The organism is Streptomyces xanthophaeus (assembly GCF_030440515.1).
Lineage (GTDB): Bacteria > Actinomycetota > Actinomycetes > Streptomycetales > Streptomycetaceae > Streptomyces > Streptomyces kutzneri.
In genome coordinates this window covers 2,108,844-2,124,748 of the sequence record NZ_CP076543.1, presented here as the reverse complement: position 1 = coordinate 2,124,748, position 15,905 = coordinate 2,108,844, and the positions used below count along the sequence as shown (strand labels likewise).

Here is a 15,905-nt window from a genome sequence, read left to right as displayed (position 1 = left end):
CCCGATGCACCCCGCCCCCGCCTTGTCCAGCCGCCCGATAGGCGACGCCACCTCGTACTTCATCAGGAATGGTTACAGCAGCCGCGACTCCGTGGAGTACTTCGCCGACGAGACGGAGGACGCCACCGTCTGGCAGCCGGACGTCTACCCCTACGCCGCTGCCCATGCGCAGGAGCTCGGCCGTGACGTCCTGATCGACATAGGCTGCGGCCGTGCCGGCAAGCTGGCGACCCTCGCCACTGCCCGCCCCGACTACACCTTCATCGGCGTCGACTTCGGCGACAACCTCCGCTGGAGCCGCGACAACCATTCCTTTGGCCAGTGGATCGAGGCGGACCTGGAAGCCACCCTCGTCCTCCCGATCGAGCCCGCCACCATCCGCCGATCCGTCGTGGTCTGCTCCGACGTCGTGGAGCACCTTCTCAACCCCAGGCCGGCCCTCACCATGATCCGCAGGCTGCTCGCGGAAGGATGCGCCGCCGCCGTCTTCTCCACCCCAGCGCGGGAGTTCCGCAGCGGCTACGACGCCCCTGGACCGCCCCGAAACCCCAGCCACGTCCGCGAATGGGCGAGCGACGAATTTCAGGCCCTGCTGCGTTCCGCCGGCTTCGAGATCCACTACGCCGGGCTCACCCGAAGCGACGACGTTTCCAATGGCCTGTCCACCCAGCTGGTGCTTGTCGGCCCCGGCAAAGAGGACGAGTGACCGAGATGGCACCATCCTCGCCGACACACGCTTTACGCGTGGTCCACCTACCGGCCCGCACCCCGTACGCACGCAAGCTACACGGCCAGGACATCCGCATCCTCAACGAGACCACGATCCGCCCCGGCGTCACCGTCCCCGCCGCAGTGAACGCCGCCTGGCTCCTCGCCCACACCCCGCTCAACTGGCTCGATGCGCTACACCTACACCACATCGACATGGAAGACCTCTCCACCTTGGAGCGCCTTCTCGACGCCTGCGCCACCTCCGGTGTCCGCGTGGTCTTCACCGCACACGACACCCGCCCCATGTACGGCAACACGGCGGAATTCACAGACCGCCTACGGCTCCTCCTCTCGGCCGACGTCCAATGGGTCTGCCTGACCGAGAACTCCCTCACCGAGCTGGCCGGCCTCCTGGGAACTCGCCCTCCCGCGACCGTCATCCCCCACGGATACGTCGCACCGCCAGACACGCTGCTCCGCAGAGAACGAGAACAAGGCACCGGGGTCCGCTTCCTCATGTACGGAGCCTCCCGTCCCAGCCGCGATCAGCTCTCCCCGGTCATCAACTGGAGCCTGGGAGTCACCGACCCAGCGAGCACCCTGCGGCTCCTCCTCCGCGCCTTCAGCCCTGCCGACTTCACCCCGGACAGCCGCGTACCCCTGCTGCTGGACACGGCGCGCCACGACCCCCGTATTCGCTTGTCCATGCACCCGTACCCCACCGACGACGACGTGATCGACGCCGGCCTCACTTCCGACGTCCTCCTGCTCCCCTACCTGTGGGGCAGCCACTCGGGCCAGTTGGAACTCGCCTTTGACCTGAATTTGCTGCCGGTCTGCTCTCGCACCGGCCACCTGCCTGAACAACACCGCCAGTACCAGGGAATGGTCGGCGAACCCGAGTGGTTCGACTGGTCGACAGGCCACCCCAACCTCTTCGGCGAACGCTTCCTCACAGCCGTCGAGAGTGCCACGGCCCGCCTGGCCGCCGCCCCACGCCGCCTGGATCGACCATTTCTCGACTACCGCACCGAGGAGCACAAGGCCATCCTCACCGCCTACGCCCAGATCTACGGGAGCGGCCGGTGAACGCCCTGCCCCGGATATCGTGCGTCATCCTGTGCCACAACTACGGCCGCTACGTCGACCGTGCCATCACCAGCTGTTTGGAACAGGAGCCCGGGAGATACGTACTGCACGAGATCGTCGTCATTGACGACGGTTCCACGGACGAGACCGAGGAAGTATGCGCCCGCTATGAGGGCCGCATCCGAGTCGTCCGGCGAGACAGCCGGGGCTTCGGCCAGACACTGACCGACGCCATTCGTCTCAGCAGCGGTGACTGGGTAGCCCCGCTGGATGCCGACGACTGGTTCCACCCGACCAAACTGCGCAACTGCGCCGAGGCCGTCACCGCCGACCGACTCTTCATCGAGCACTGGGAGTACGTCGTCGATGCCGACGGGCACCAGGTTCTCGCGGAACCACACCCTGGTGGCAACACCAGCACTCTGCTCGTACGCCGGGAGGCGGCCCTCACCCTCCTCCCCGTGACGAACGAGATCTTCTTCCACGCCCTGCGGGAAGCCGGCCACGGTCACGCCTTGCATGTCCCGCTGGTGCACTACCGACTTCATCCGCTCAGCATGACCGATCGACACAACCGCGGAGTGTCACAGCTGTACCGGGCCGAGGTCTCCACAGCCCTGGCCCGACGGCTCCGGACCATGGCCGCCGCACCACCGAGTTGGACAACGCGCCGCGACCTCCACCGCATGTCCCGTCACTTCCATGTCCTCGCCGCCGGGCACCTCGTGGAAGCACAGGTACAGCTCGGGCACCGCCGCACCTGCGTGCGTCCCCTCACCACCATGCTGATCGATACAGCCTGCTCCAGAGGGTCTCTCACCCCCTGGGTCAGGGCGCTGTCGAGCACCGTAACCGGACGTCCGCAGGCACCTGTTCCGAATGATCAGGAGCGGCGGCGCAGAGAGTGACTATTCGAATACGGCGGATGAGTGGCGATGATAAAATCGCCCCTTCCAACCACACTGGCCTAGCCAGTTGTCAGACCCAGGAGCGTATAGGCACCATGAGCCGTCTGAGCGAGTCCGTCACCCGTGTCATGCAGATCCTCGAGGGATCGGACCTGGGCGTGGACTATACGGTCGCTCAGCTCCTGGACGAGACAACAGCCCGGCGCTCTCTCGACCTCTCCGACCTCTCCCCTCGGGAGCAGGCCGCCCTGGTCGAAGGGCGCGCGATCAACATGATCCCCTCAGCCACGGTACTCGCCGAGAAGATCACCGCGGCCCAGGCATCGGGCCGTCAGTTCGTCATCAAGTACGGCATCGACCCGACGTCCCCCGATGTGCACCTCGGCCATGCGGTGCCGATCATCATCGCGAGTCGGTTCCAGCGCATGGGTCACCATGTCGTCTTCATCATCGGTGACGTCACGGCGAAGATCGGCGACCCGTCCGGGCGCTCGTCCGAACGGCCCGCCCTCACCGACGACGACATCGCTCGGAACCTCAGCACCTACCAGCAGCAGGTGACGCCGTTCATCGACTTCGAGCGAGCCGATCTGCGCTTCAATGGCGAGTGGCTCAACAAGGTCAGCCTGCCCCAGCTCGTGGAGATCCTGGCCCGCGTGCCGGTGTCCATGTCCCTCCAGCGTGAGGACTTCCGCACCCGGCTCGCCGAAGGGCAGGGCCTGTCCGTCGCTGAGTTCGTCTATTCGGTCGTCATGGCCATGGACTCCGTGGCCATCACCGCCGACGTCGAACTGGGCGGGGTGGACCAGCTCCTCAACCTCCAGATGTGCCGCAAGGTGATGGAAATCTCGGAGCAGACTCCCGAGGTCGTCATCACCACCCCACTCATCGAGGGCACTGACGGCACCGGCGCCAAGATGAGCAAGAGCAAGGGCAACTACGTCGGCCTTACTGCCACCCCGGACGATGTCTACGGCCGCCTGATGTCCATCCCTGACCATGTCACCGAGCCGTACCTGAAGCTGCTGACCGAGTGGACGGACGAAGAGATCCAGGTGATCACCAAGCGCCTGGCCGAGGGCACCGCACACCCCATGGCGGTCAAGCGCATTCTCGCCGGCGAAGTAGTGGCTGCCCTCCACGGCCTGGAGGCAGCCCAGGCGGCCCGCGCCGAGTTCACGGCCCGCTTCTCCAAGCGCTCCTTCGGTGACACGCAGAACCTCCCGGTCGTCTCCCTCAAGGAACACGCCGAGACTCCCCTGGGCGTCCTGCTCAGCCAGACGCTGGACTTCGCCCCCAGTCTCTCGGCCGTCCGTCGCATTGCCCAGCAGAACGGACTCCGTCTGATCACCGAGTCCGGCGGCGAACAGCACGCCACCCCGCTCGCCGAGGCCGCCGTCCAGCAGACCCTCGCCGCGGTCCTGACCGCGGCCGGCGCGGCCGATGGCGCCGACCTCTACCTCAAGGCGGGCCGCAAGATCGCCCGTATCGACGCCTGACAGCAAGTCGGACGGCGCGTTGCCGTGGCGGGAGGCTGTCAGGAGTGAAGGTCCTGCTTCGCCCCATCGACTCGTCGGTGGGGCGAAGGACTGTCTGAGTGCCCGCAGACAACATGAGTCCACCGGCGGCCTGTTCTGATGCCGGTTGCGCCCTGGGCGCGTGTGTACAGGACCCATCGGATCTTCTGTCTCGGGTCGGCCCTGTCGCAGCCGGATATCTGATTCGCTTGGACCTAATCTCGCTGGGCATGACGAGCAATGATGCACGGATCACCAACTTCTACACGGAGTATGACGAGGCGTCCCGGCTGCGTGCCACTGCAGTGGGTCGGCTGGAGTTTCAGCGGACCCGGGAGCTGCTGCGTCAACGCTTGCCTCCGGCCCCGGCCCGGGTATTGGACGTGGGCGGAGGCCCGGGAACGCACGCCCGCTGGCTCACCAGGGCCGGATACGAGGTGCTGCTCCTGGACCCCGTGCCGAAGCACGTGGAACAGGCCCGCTCTCTCGCACCGGGTTGTTCGGCGGCGCTGGGGGATGCCCGCGACCTGCCCCTCCCGTCCGAAAGTTTCGAGGTGGTCCTCCTCCTGGGCCCGCTCTACCACCTGGCGGACCGGGCGGACCGGCTCAAGGCGCTCCAGGAGGCTCGCCGGGTCGCGGTGCCGGGCGGTCTGGTGGCAGCTGCGGGGATCTCCCGCTACTCCCTGATGCAGGACTACACCGTCAGCGCGGGCCTGTCTCCGGAGCTGCTGGCGGGTGAGGTCTCGCAGGTCGTCAGCACAGGTTCCTACGACGGCAGCAGGGGTTTCACGGTGGTGCACTTCCACACCGCAGCCGAGCTCACGAAGGAGGCCATCGAGGCGGGGATCAACGGCGTGAGCGTGCACGGAATCGAAGGCCCGGGGTGGGCCTATGTAGTCGCTGCTGGCCGCTTCGCGGACCAGGACGCTGCTGGGGCGCTGCTTGCGGACGCCATTGCCACGGCCCGCCTGGCGGATAAGCAGGGCGTTCTCACCGACGCTTCCGCGCACGTTCTAGCGGTTGGCACCGCCTGAGCCGCTGGCCTCGGCGGGAAGCTTCCGCCAACGACTCCCTGTCGACCAGACGAGCTGCAACGGAAGGCGCCGCGCCGCAGCCGCTACGGCGGCGTGCTGGCGAGCGTCGGTCGATCCCGTCCTCGCGGAACGGGAAGACGGTGCGTCGCGTTGAGACGCACGATCGGCTTGCCGACGGCCGCTTCTAGGCGGTTGAGGTAGTGCCTTGCACAGGGTGGCCAGCCGTTTCAGTCGGTCGCCGCCGATCTCGGGGTCAGTCACCACGATCCCGGCCTCGTGCGCGCGGTGTGCCGTGAGGACGGTCAGGTCGAGGTCCGGCCAGAGGACCGCGCCACGGAGCGGGGCCCAGCCCGCCTCCGGCGGGGCGCCGTCCGGGGCGAGGACGGGCACGAGCGGTACGTCGGTGAGTTCGCTCCCGTGCACCCGCAGATCCGCGACGTGGAGCCGCCCCGGCAAGCCCTTGTCGTTCTCCCAGCTCACCAGGTCCGCGGCCAGCTGCCGCATGGACGGCTCGGGCACGGTACGGAGTACCGCGGCGGCCGCCAGACAGGTCTCGGCGACCGCGTCGAGCAGCAGGACGTTGACCCACGGCCCTGGCAAGCGTGTTGTTCAGCCGTTCTTTCTCCAGGGTGCCAGGGGCTACGAGAAAGGAGCCGGACGGTCCCAGGTCCACGGTCGCGAAGGAGACGGGGAGTCCGTGCCCGGCGCCGTCTTGCGCCACCTCGAAGCGCTCCTAGGAGCGGTCAGCTCGTGCCACTCATGGGCCTCCTCGAGACGCGCATTCGAGGCTTGTCGGACGCTTTCTGGTAGAGCGTCACTTTCGGACGGCTCGCCTGCTGGGCCAGGACCGGTTCACGGGTACGTTTCGACCCCGCTGCAGGCAGGCAGCGGGGCCGCATTCGTCTGGGTTCCGGGGGAGCCTGCGGCCTGGTCGCCACCTTGGCCGGCTCGGACGGAGCCGCCTTCGCCGCCGGTTTTCAGACCGGTGGGGAAGGCGGCTTTTCGCGTTGTGGGTTACGGGCGGTAGGAGTCCACCAGGCGGGCGAGGTGGCGGCCCGTGGTGCGGAGCGGGTCTTCGCTGCGGTGGACCTGGGAGGCGACTTCGGCGCCTTCGAGGGTGCTGATGACCGTGGTGGCCAGGTGGCCGGCGTCCGCGGGGGAGAAGCCGGAGCGGAGCAGGCGTTCCGAGACCAGGTGTTCCCAGTTGCGCAGGGCGGCCGCGCACGCCTGCTGGATGTCGGAGTCGGTGCCCAGCGTCTCCAGGGCCGCCGCGGTGACGGGACAGCCTTCGACCCAGCCCGACTTCCGCAGGCTTTCGGCCAGTTGGCGGGCGCAGGCGTCGACGGCCGCGCCGGGCTCCTCCGAGCTGTCCAGCGCGGCGCGGAGGATGCTCGCGAACTCGCCCTCACCGTGCTTGATCGCGGCGACCGCGACGGCTTCCTTGCCGCCGGGGAAGAAGTGGTAGACGGAGCCGAGCGTGGCATCCGCCTCCTTGGCGATCTGCTTGATGGCCGTGCCCACGTAGCCCTGGCGCTGCAGAAGGCGTGCTGCCGCGATGACGATGCGGTCCCGGGTGCCTGCCTGATTCTCCATGGCGTGAGTGTACTGGATAGAGCGTTCGCTCTAGAGCTGTGTTATGTTTGCCGAGTCGCTGGATAGAGCGCTCGTTCTACTCCCTGTGTGGTGAGTCGCCGAAGCCGTTTTCCAGAGAATGCCGTCCTACCAAACGCGGAGGATTTCCCAGTGAGCACCAAGCAGCCTGCGACCGTTGTCGGACTCGGCCCCATGGGTCAGGCCATGGCCCGCACTTTCCTGGACGCAGGCCATGCCGTAACGGTCTGGAACCGCACCGCTTCGCGTGCCGACACCCTCGTCGCCGGGGGAGCGGTGCTCGCGAACAGCATCGAGGATGCCCTCAAGGCCAATGATCTGGTGATCCTGAGCCTCACCGACTACGAGGCGATGTACGCGGTGCTGGAGCCCGCGACCGGTGCGCTGGCCGGCCGGGTGATCGTCAACCTCAGCTCGGACACTCCGGAGAAGACCCGTGCGGGTGCCCGCTGGATCGCCGGACACGGCGGTATCCACATCACGGGTGGGGTCACCGTTCCGCCGTCGGGCATCGGCAGCAGCGACTCGTACACCTTCTACAGCGGCCCGCGCGACGCCTTCGACCGGCACCGCGCCACCCTCGAAACCCTGACCACCACGGACTACCGGGGCGAGGAGCCCGGCATCGCCGCGCTGATGTACCAGATCGGCATGGTCATGTTCTGGACGTCCATGCTCAGCTACTGGCAGGCCATCGCCCTCGCCGACGCCAACGGCCTCAAGGCGGAGGACATCCTCCCGCACGCCACCGAGACGATGAACGCGATGCCGAACTTCCTCGCCTTCTACACCAAGCGCATCGACGCGGGTGACCACAGCGGAGACGTGGACCGACTGGCCATGGGCATGGCCAGCGTCGAGCACGTCCTGCACACCAACGCCGACGCGGGCGTCAACACCGCGCTGCCGGCCGCGGTGGTCGAGCTCTTCCGTCGCGGGATGAGCGCCGGGCACGAGGCGGACAGCTTCTCCAGCCTGGTGGAGCTGCTCAAGAAGAACCAGGTCTGACCCTCCGGGCAGCGACGGTCCATCCCCCATGCGCATTGCCCTGGCCGTAGATCCCCCGTCGGGCCAGGGCAATGCCCAGCAGTGCACGAGGCACGCCGCAGGGCCCGGGCCGTCTCCGAGGGGGGTCCGGGCCCTCAGGGCGTGAGGTGCGCGTGCACTGCGCCGGTCAGGGCGTGCAGTCGCGCGTCGGCCTGCCGCAGCGAGTGCCGGGCCGCCGCGAGCCGGTCCCGGGTGGCCGGGTCCGGCAGGGCGTCGCACTCCTCCAGGAGCAGCCTGGCGGTTGCGATGGCCTCGGCCACGCCGTCCCGCAACTCCCCCGCGTAGGCGTCGAGGGCGGACAGCAGGACGGCGCGCACCTGGGTCATGAGCGACTCGGGCAGGGAGTCGTCCCCGTGATCCGGGCCGGACAGGGCAGGCAGGGCCGGCAGGGCCGCCTCGAAGCGGCGTAGCACCGCGTCGAGGGGCTCGGCGGGCAGCGATCGGCGGGCCGCAGTGCGGGCGGCACGCGGGCCGCTGCCCGCCTGTCGTGCGGAACGGGCGAGGCCCTGCTGGAGGGCCTCGGTGAAACCGGGGCCGATGACGGCGTCCCAGTCGTCGCGCGCCGGGGTGGTCACGGCGAGGTCGAAGCGGCCCGCTGGAAGCCGCCGCTGAAGAAGAGCAGTCCGTCCTGCCCGTCGCCGCGGCTGGACCCTACGACGTTGCCGATGAAGATCGAGTGGTCGCCGACGTCGTAGGCCTCGGACAGCTCGCACTCCAGCCACGCCAGCGATCCCTTGAGCAGGGGTGCTCCGGTGCGCGGGCCGGGTGACCAGCCGACGTCCGCGAACTGGGGCGGCCCGAGCGGCCGTTGCTTGTCCGCGAAGAACCGCGCCAGACCCTCCTGGCCGGCCCCCATGATCGAGACGCCGAAGTGGCCCGCCGAGAGGATGGCCTTGTGCATCACCGCGCTGTGCGCGACGGAGCACAGGACGGACGGCGGGTCCAGGGAGACCGAGGTGAAGGCGTTCGCCGTCATGCCGTGGATGTGCTCACCGCCGACGGACAGCACGGTGACCCCTGTGGCGAACAGGGACATGACCTCGCGCAGCGGAGCGGGATTCGCCGCGGGTTCCGGCGAAATGACCACGTCTGTTGATAAGGAATTCACGCCGTGCCTTTCATAAGATCCATGCCGTGAAAGTACTTCCATTATCGGGCCGTACGGGAACCCGCGAGTAATTGTCCACTCAGCAGACGGTGCCGGGAATAGCCGATTACCGTTCAGTGAGTCGACGCTGGTGTCCGCCCAAGATTTTCTGAGTAGCCTCGTGTTGTTTCTCAAGGGGAGACTTTCGATCAGGATCAGGGGTCGCATGAACACCGTGAACAACGTGAACGCCGAGCCGCAGCTCGCTGAGCCGTACTTGCTCGGATGGCTCTCGTCGGTCGGCCTCGACGTGGAATACGTGCGTGCCGAAGGAAATACCCTCTACTACCTCGACGAGAATGCCGCCGAGATCCCCGTTCTGGACTTCGCGGGCGGCTACGGATCGCTGATCCTCGGGCACAACCACCCGGAGATCACGGCCTACGCGCAAGAGCTCATGGCGGCCCAGACCCCCGTGCACGCGCAGTTCTCGCGGCACCCCTACGCCAACGACGTGGCCGTCACGCTCAACCGGATCCTGCAGCGGGAGCTCGGTACCGAGGAGAACTTCTCCGCGATCTTCGCGAACACCGGTGCGGAGGCCGTCGAGGCGGCCGTCAAGCACGCCGAGCTCGACCGCGTGCTGCGCCTCCAGGAGCTGCGGGCCCGCCTGGCGGAGAACCGGGCGGCGGCCGAGGAAGCGGTGGCGGGCGGGGCGTCCGTGGCGCAGGAGGCATACGGACTCGCCGGGGTGGACGCCCGGGACGGGTTCGGCGCGCTGGTGGAGGAGATCGAGCGGCGCAACGCGGAGCAGTTCGGCCGGCCGCCGGTGTTCCTGGCGCTGGAGGGCGGGTTCCACGGCAAGCTCGTCGGCAGCGTCCAGCTCACCCACAACGAGGGCTACCGGAGCCCGTTCGGGGCGCTCGCGACGCCCGCGCGCTTCCTCCCCACCGGCAACGCGCAGGCACTGAAGGCCGCGATCGAGGCGGAGCGGGCCACGGTCCTCGACCTGGCCGTCGAGGACGGCCGGGTCATCGCCGCGGAGATCGACTCGCCCGTGTTCTGCGCCTTCGTCCTGGAGCCCATCCAGGGAGAGGGCGGCATCCGCGTCCTGTCCGAGGAGTTCGCCCGGGACATCCAGCTGGCGTGCGCCGAGATCGACTGCCCCATCATCGTGGACGAGGTCCAGAGCGGCATGGGACGCAGCGGCCGGTTCCTCGCGAGCTCGGCCCTCGGCCTGCGCGGTGACTACTACGCCCTGGCCAAGAGCCTGGGCGGCGGCATCGCCAAGACCTCCGTCATGCTGACCCGGCAGTCGAGGTACCGCTCGGAGTTCGAGCTGGTGCACAGCTCGACCTTCGCCAAGGACGCCTTCTCCTGCTTCATCTCGAAGAAGGTCCTGGAGCTCCTGGAGGCCGACGACGGGGCGGCGTACGGGATCATCCGCGAGCGCGGCGCCCTCCTGGAGGAGACCCTCCGGGCGGTGCGCGCCGATTACCCGCACGTGGTGAAGGACGTGCGGGGGCGGGGCCTGATGCTCGGCCTCGAATTCCACGACCAGTCCGGCTCGGCATCGGCCGCCATCCGCGAGAGCGCCCCGCTCTTCGGCTACACCGTCGCCGGCTACCTGCTGCGCGAGCACCGCATCCGTACGTTCCCGACCGCGAGCGCCGTCAACACGCTGCGGTTCGAGCCGTCGCTGTACCTGACCGACGCGGAGATCGGACGGCTGGACACGGCGCTGCGCGCCGTCGCCGAGCTGCTGCGCGACCACGACGGCGCCGGTCTCACCGGGATCGCGGACGCGGCCTGATCCCGGCGGTGCACGCAAGAAGCGGACAGGTGCCGGACAGCTTCCGGCACCTGCCCGCATCGGCGGCGCACCCGGCTCCCCGGCACCCGCCCGGGGCCGCCCCGGTCACACTGCCACGGGGGTCTCCGGCAGGTCCCGCAGGACCTCGGCGGCGGGCGCGGTGCCGGGCAGCGCCGACAGCAGCGTGAGCGTGGACACCTGGCGCTTGCCTCCGCCCCAGCCGGGACGGCGGTCGAGCAGCTCGGGACGGGCGGTGGCGACGGCGAGCAGCGGAGCGCCGCCGGCGCCGTCGGTGAGCCGCTCGAGGCGGTCGAGGAACGCGTCGTCGGCACGGTGCACGTCGTCGAAGAGGACCACGATCGGTTCGATCCGGGCGGCCGTGGAGAGGAACTCCACCCAGGTGTCCAGGATCTCTCCCGGACGCCCGCCGTGGGTCTGGGTCCGCCCGGGGAGCAGGTGCAGCAGCGTCCCGTGCAGCCGGGAGCGGCGGCTCGCGGTGAGCGGCAGCTGCCACAACGCGGCGGCGAGCTTCTCCCGCGCTTCCAGGGCGGAGTCGAGGGGCCGCAGCGAGCAGTAGGCGGCGAGGGTCTGGGCGGCGAGCGAAAGCGCCCCGTCCTCGATGGGCTCGCGCGCGACGAGGACCCGGGGGGACGGCTGCTGCGGCCTGGCGAGACCGCGTTTGAACTCGGCGAGCAGGTGGGTCTTGCCCACCCCGGGCGCACCGAGCACGGTCACCAGGTGCGGAATCGAGCGGTGCTTGCCCCAGTCGAGCAGGCCGTTCAGCACGCCGAGCTCGTAGGTGCGGTCGGCCGGGATCCCCGCGTCCGCCGCCAGCGTGGCGAGCACCTGCCAGATGTCGGGCGCGTCACCGGTGGGCCGGCAGGCCACCGCCGGTCCGGCTGCCAGGCGGGTCGCACCGCTCATCCACACCTCGCCGTCCGGTACCTGGGCCAGCAGGGTCCGCCCGTCGTCGAGCAGCGCCCCTACGGCGGACAGCGGTGAGACGGTGCCGTTGGCGCCCGACCGGGTCCGCACCAGGGCCTGCCCGGTGGTCACGGCGGCGCGCAGCGAAGGGCCGCGCCGGGAGGCGAAACCGTCCCGCAGCTCCAGTGCCGCGCGTACCGCGCGGGCCGCGTCGTCGTGGCGCAGGCCGCGTACGCCGAACAGGGCGAGCGAGACCGAGCCGATCGTGGCGACGACGGTGCCTCCGAACCGCTCGATGACCTGCCCGATGGCATCGCCGGCGCTGCCGAGCGTGCTGTCGATTTCACCCGGGTACGCCTCGGGGAGGGTCTCGTGGGACATGCCGACCAGCAGGGCGCTGACCTGGATGCGCTCGGTCACGGTGGTGTCGGACTGCCGTGTGGCCGCGGCCGTGGCCGCGGCGGGGGGCGTGAGCGTGGGCGCGGGTAAGGGGGCGACCGGCTCCGCCTCACGCTCCTCCGGTTCGCGTTCCGGCTCCGGAACGTGAACGTGGGGGGAAGGGGGGCCGGGCGCCGGGCGGTTCTGCGGTGTGGCCTGGTGCGGCACCGTGATCGTCGGCCGCTGCCGCGGCGGGCGCTGCTCCATGTGGGCGCTCAGAGCCGGGTCGTGCGTCAGGATCGAGTGCTGGAGCATCTGCAGGCCCCGGCCCGGCTCCAGTCCCAGGTTCTCCACCAGCGAGTTGCGGACCCGGTCGTAGACGTTCAGGGCGTCGGCCTGCAGGCCGCACCGGTACAGGGCGGTCATCAGCTGGCCGCACGCGCGCTCCCGGAGCGGCTCCGATTCGACCATGGTCGTCAGATCCCCGAGTATCGCCCGGTGGCGACCGCACGCCAGTTCGGCCTCGAAGTAGTCCTCAAGGGCGTCGAGGCGGGCACGGCGCACCGATTCGAGCTCCGGCCAGGCGATGCCCGATTCCATCAGATCGGCGAGGATGGGGCCGCGCCAGAGATCGAGTCCCTCGCGCAGCAGCCGCGCGGCGGCCTCGGGGCCGTCGGCGGCGAGCGCCGCCCGCCCCTCGGTCACCCTCCGCTGGAAGACCGACAGGTCGACGTGTTCCGGGTCCACCTGGAGCGCGTAGCCGGGGGCCCGGGTCACGAGCTCGGGTGCGCTCCCCCCGGCGGGGGCGGAGCCGGCGGCCAGGATGGAACGCAGCCCCCATACGGCGTTGTGGAGGATCTTCCGGGCCGTCGTCGGCACTTCCTCGGAGTCCCACAGAGCCTGCATCAGTTCGCTGGTCGCGGCCACTCGGTTGGCGCGCAGCAGCAGATAGCCCAGTGTCGCCCGCTGCTTGGTACCGCCCAGCGCGATCAGCTTTCCGTCAACCGTCACTTCCAGGGGGCCTAGTAATCTGAATTGCATGCGATTCCTTGTTTTTAAGGAGAAGGTATTTCCGGTGGGAGTGGCTGTCCTACTGCTTCGTCGTGCAATTCGAATGGCGTTCATCTGAACTTGAAATGTCCTCGCCGGTCCGTCGTGAAGCGCTGATCTTCACTATGACATGGGCTTCTTGAGGTCTTCTTGAAGTCTGAGTGGACTCTCTACGGCAGGCGATTTATTGTGACGGCGCTCACGACGAGGCCGTTCCCTGCGCGCCACCGGCCGTTGAAAGCGGTGACTCGGAATCCGTTTAGCGTGGGGCCTGGGACCAGTAGGTCGGCACGGAAGGTGTTCGTGGGCGGATCGAGAGTGATCAACGCCTCGTCGAAGTCCAGCGGGCTCCCGGTGAGCGGGAACCACGCCTTGTACACGCTCTCTTTGGCACTGAAGAGCAGCCGGTCCCAGCAGACGGCGGGCCGCCGCGCGGCGAGGGCGCGCACGCGGGCGCGCTCCTGCGGCAGCGCGATCAGGTCCAGGATTCCGGCGTCGGGCAGCGGCTCGTTGGGTTCGGCGTCGCAGCCGATCGACAGCACGTCACTCCGACGGGCCACCGCCGCGGCCCGGTAGCCCCGGCAGTGGGTCATGCTGCCCACGATGCCGTCCGGCCAGCGGGGTGCGCCGCCCGGGCCGGGCAGGATCGGCGCCGGCGGCAGCCCGAGCCGGGCGAGGGCATCGCGGGCGCAGCGCCGTACGGAGGCGAACTCCCGGCGCCGGGCGGCCACGGCGCCCGCCACGACGCGCTCCTCCTCGGGGAAGAGCGGCGCAGCGGCCGGATCGTCGCGGAACAGCTCGGCTGTGGCGACGGACGGGGGGAGGACGGAACTGATCACGCCGTGCCGGGGGTCATGCCTTCATGCCCTCGCATCCCTCTTCAGGCCTTCGCGCCCGCGTCTTCAGGCCCTCGCGCCGGAGGCCGACAGGTTCGCGGAGAGGAGAGCGGCGATGTCCGCCGTGTGGTCGTCGAGGAAGAAGTGCCCGCCGGGGAAGACCCTCAGGTCGAAGTCGCCCGTGGTGTGTTCCTCCCACGCGGCGGCCCGCGCGACCGGCACCACCGGGTCCGCGTCACCGATCAGCGCGGTCACGGGGACGGGGAGCGGGGCGCCCTCCGCCCAGGAGTACGAGCCGAGCGCCCCGTAGTCGGCGCGCAGCGCCGGCAGCACCATCTCCAGCAGCTCCGGGTCGTCGAGCACGGCGTTTCCGGTCCCGCCGAGCCGGCGGACCGCCGCGATCACCGCGTCGTCGCCGTCGAGCCGGTCGTGGACGCCGGGCCGGGGGGAGGGGGCACCGCGGCCGGAGAGGAACAGCCGGCAGGGCGCGGGCGATCCCGTCGCGAGGAGCCGGCGGGTGGTCTCGTAGGCGAGGACCGCGCCCATGCTGTGGCCGAAGAAGGCGTAAGGGGCGGCGGTCAGCGGGCGGATCTCCCGGGCCAGCGCGTCGGCGTGCCCGGTGATGCTCTCGAACGGGCTCTCCAGGCGGCGGTCCTGACGGCCCGGATACTGGACCGCGAGCACGTCGACACGGCCGGCGAGCGCCCGCGACAGGGGTACGAACGTACTGGCGGCGCCGCCGGCGTGCGGGAAGAGGACCAGGCGCGGGGCGCCCTCGGGGGCGTCGCCGAACCGCCGGAACCATGTGCTGTTCACTGTCTCCCTTTCCGGGGCTGGAGCTTTCGGGTGCCGGCGGTGGGGCCGGCGAGCCGGCACGAGGGGGCGCCGGGCCCGGACGGAGGACCGTACGGGCCCGGGCAGGGTTCTACTCGGGGAGCAGGCTGCCGGCGACCGGGCGGTCGACGGCCATCAGCCAGCGGCCGTCCTCGACGCGCCGCAGCACGTCCGTGCAGTGGCCCTCCAGGTGGACCGGCTCGCCGTCCGGACCCGTGCTCTCCACGCTGAACTTCACGCCGATCAGGGCCACGTCGCCGGCCACGTACGAGTGCGTGATCTCGGCCTTCAGGAACGGCTTGGGAGCGAGGAACTCCTTGAAGAAATTCGTTCGCGCCTCTCCGGTGAGCGGTTCTCCGGAGAAGTTGGAAATCGCGTCGGCGCGGTATACCGAGTCGAAGAGGGCGCCGTCGCCGGAGTTGAAGAGCTGGATGAATATCTCGTTCTGGGTTTCCCCGTCGGCGGTGAGATCAGGACGGTTCGGGTCGAAGTCGATGGTGAGACCGGGAACGCTCATGCGATGGGACCCCAATTTCTTTGGTGTGGACGCGGTGCTGTGGTCTGCGGGCCGGGTGCCGTTTACTGCTGCTCGCCGTACGGGTCGTCGATCGCGTAGAGCCAGTTGCCGTCCTCGTTCCTGCGCAGGACGTCCACGCCGACACCGGTGAGCAGCTCGGGGGCGCCCTCGTCGTCGACCGTCGCGATGGACCAGTCCACGATCAGCAGAGCGGTGTCGCCGGTGACGAACGACTGCCGGGGACGGGCGCTCATCTTGGGCTTCCGGGCCAGGAACTCCTTGACGGAGTCCTCGCGCTCCTTGCCGGTGAGCGGCACGCCCGGCTCCCAGACCGCGATGGCCTCCGGGGTGTACATCGCGTTCACGGCGTCGGCGTCACCCGCGTTGAAGGCTGCTTCATACAGGGCGGTGTGCTTTTCGACATCGCTGGTCAGATCACTCATGGCGACTGCTCCTATTTTCTTGCGGGCCTGACGTCAAGGAATTTGCGAACTTCCGCGCAGATCTGTCCAGAATGTAAGTCCGACAGCCTCATCCGCGGTTCACCGG

General features: G+C 69.3%; 16 protein-coding genes. 7 read left to right on the top strand and 9 right to left on the bottom strand.

Going from position 1 to position 15,905, the window contains the following annotated elements; all coding sequences use genetic code 11:
• Positions 1-4: 4 nt before the first annotated feature.
• The 5 genes from KO717_RS09005 to KO717_RS08985 all read left to right on the top strand — a co-directional run bounded on the left by KO717_RS09005 (position 5) and on the right by KO717_RS08985 (position 5,259).
• Positions 5-706, top strand: a complete 702-nt coding sequence (locus tag KO717_RS09005; RefSeq protein WP_301365727.1) for a class I SAM-dependent methyltransferase — start codon at positions 5-7, stop codon at positions 704-706.
• Between the two features lie 38 nt (positions 707-744).
• Positions 745-1,800, top strand: coding sequence for a hypothetical protein (locus KO717_RS09000; protein WP_301365726.1), 1,056 nt, complete (start codon positions 745-747; stop codon positions 1,798-1,800).
• Positions 1,797-2,708 (top strand): glycosyltransferase family 2 protein, encoded by a 912-nt coding sequence (locus tag KO717_RS08995; RefSeq protein WP_301365724.1) that lies wholly within the window; start codon positions 1,797-1,799, stop codon positions 2,706-2,708. The genes KO717_RS09000 and KO717_RS08995 overlap by 4 nt, the downstream gene beginning before the upstream one ends.
• Before the next feature lie 95 nt (positions 2,709-2,803).
• The gene (tyrS, locus tag KO717_RS08990) at positions 2,804-4,207 is read left to right on the top strand and encodes a tyrosine--tRNA ligase (protein ID WP_301365723.1); all 1,404 of its coding nucleotides are present in this window, start codon (positions 2,804-2,806) and stop codon (positions 4,205-4,207) included.
• Between the two features lie 248 nt (positions 4,208-4,455).
• A complete protein-coding gene (locus KO717_RS08985) occupies positions 4,456-5,259 on the top strand; it encodes a class I SAM-dependent methyltransferase (protein WP_301365722.1) in 804 nt (267 codons plus the stop codon).
• Here the strand turns inward: KO717_RS08985 and KO717_RS08980 are convergent.
• Together KO717_RS08980 and KO717_RS08975 are read right to left on the bottom strand one after the other, a co-directional pair.
• Positions 5,239-5,859 (bottom strand): hypothetical protein, encoded by a 621-nt coding sequence (locus KO717_RS08980; RefSeq protein WP_301365721.1) that lies wholly within the window; start codon positions 5,857-5,859, stop codon positions 5,239-5,241. The genes KO717_RS08985 and KO717_RS08980 overlap by 21 nt on opposite strands.
• A gap of 414 nt (positions 5,860-6,273) precedes the next feature.
• Positions 6,274-6,852 (bottom strand): TetR/AcrR family transcriptional regulator, encoded by a 579-nt coding sequence (locus KO717_RS08975; RefSeq protein ID WP_301365719.1) that lies wholly within the window; start codon positions 6,850-6,852, stop codon positions 6,274-6,276.
• A gap of 150 nt (positions 6,853-7,002) precedes the next feature.
• Between KO717_RS08975 and KO717_RS08970 the strand changes: the two genes are divergently transcribed.
• On the top strand, positions 7,003-7,878 hold the full coding sequence (locus KO717_RS08970) for an NAD(P)-dependent oxidoreductase (RefSeq protein WP_301365718.1): 876 nt from the start codon (positions 7,003-7,005) through the stop codon (positions 7,876-7,878).
• 134 nt (positions 7,879-8,012) lie between these two features.
• On the opposite strand, the gene KO717_RS08965 is transcribed toward KO717_RS08970, so the two are convergent.
• Positions 8,013-8,492, bottom strand: a complete 480-nt coding sequence (locus KO717_RS08965) for a hypothetical protein (protein ID WP_301365716.1) — start codon at positions 8,490-8,492, stop codon at positions 8,013-8,015.
• Positions 8,489-9,004, bottom strand: a complete 516-nt coding sequence (locus tag KO717_RS08960; RefSeq protein WP_301365715.1) for a flavin reductase family protein — start codon at positions 9,002-9,004, stop codon at positions 8,489-8,491. Before KO717_RS08960 ends, KO717_RS08965 begins: the two co-directional genes overlap by 4 nt.
• 226 nt (positions 9,005-9,230) lie before the next feature.
• Here KO717_RS08960 and KO717_RS08955 point away from each other — a divergent pair, with 226 nt between their 5' ends.
• Complete coding sequence (locus KO717_RS08955; RefSeq protein WP_301365713.1) at positions 9,231-10,817, top strand: aspartate aminotransferase family protein; 1,587 nt, start codon at positions 9,231-9,233, stop codon at positions 10,815-10,817.
• A 105-nt stretch (positions 10,818-10,922) separates the two neighbouring features.
• Here the strand turns inward: KO717_RS08955 and KO717_RS08950 are convergent, their stop codons facing one another.
• The 5 genes from KO717_RS08950 to KO717_RS08930 form a co-directional block, all read right to left on the bottom strand.
• Entirely contained in the window at positions 10,923-13,130 is a 2,208-nt protein-coding gene (locus KO717_RS08950) for a BTAD domain-containing putative transcriptional regulator (RefSeq protein ID WP_301365712.1), read from the bottom strand.
• A gap of 209 nt (positions 13,131-13,339) precedes the next feature.
• Entirely contained in the window at positions 13,340-14,008 is a 669-nt protein-coding gene (locus KO717_RS08945) for a 4'-phosphopantetheinyl transferase family protein (RefSeq protein WP_301365710.1), read from the bottom strand.
• Positions 14,009-14,071: 63 nt separating this feature from the next.
• A complete protein-coding gene (locus tag KO717_RS08940; protein WP_301365709.1) occupies positions 14,072-14,821 on the bottom strand; it encodes a thioesterase II family protein in 750 nt (249 codons plus the stop codon).
• Between the two features lie 109 nt (positions 14,822-14,930).
• Positions 14,931-15,356, bottom strand: a complete 426-nt coding sequence (locus KO717_RS08935; protein WP_301365708.1) for a YybH family protein — start codon at positions 15,354-15,356, stop codon at positions 14,931-14,933.
• Positions 15,357-15,418: 62 nt separating this feature from the next.
• Positions 15,419-15,799, bottom strand: coding sequence for a YybH family protein (locus KO717_RS08930; protein ID WP_301365706.1), 381 nt, complete (start codon positions 15,797-15,799; stop codon positions 15,419-15,421).
• Between the last annotated feature and the right edge of the window lie 106 nt (positions 15,800-15,905).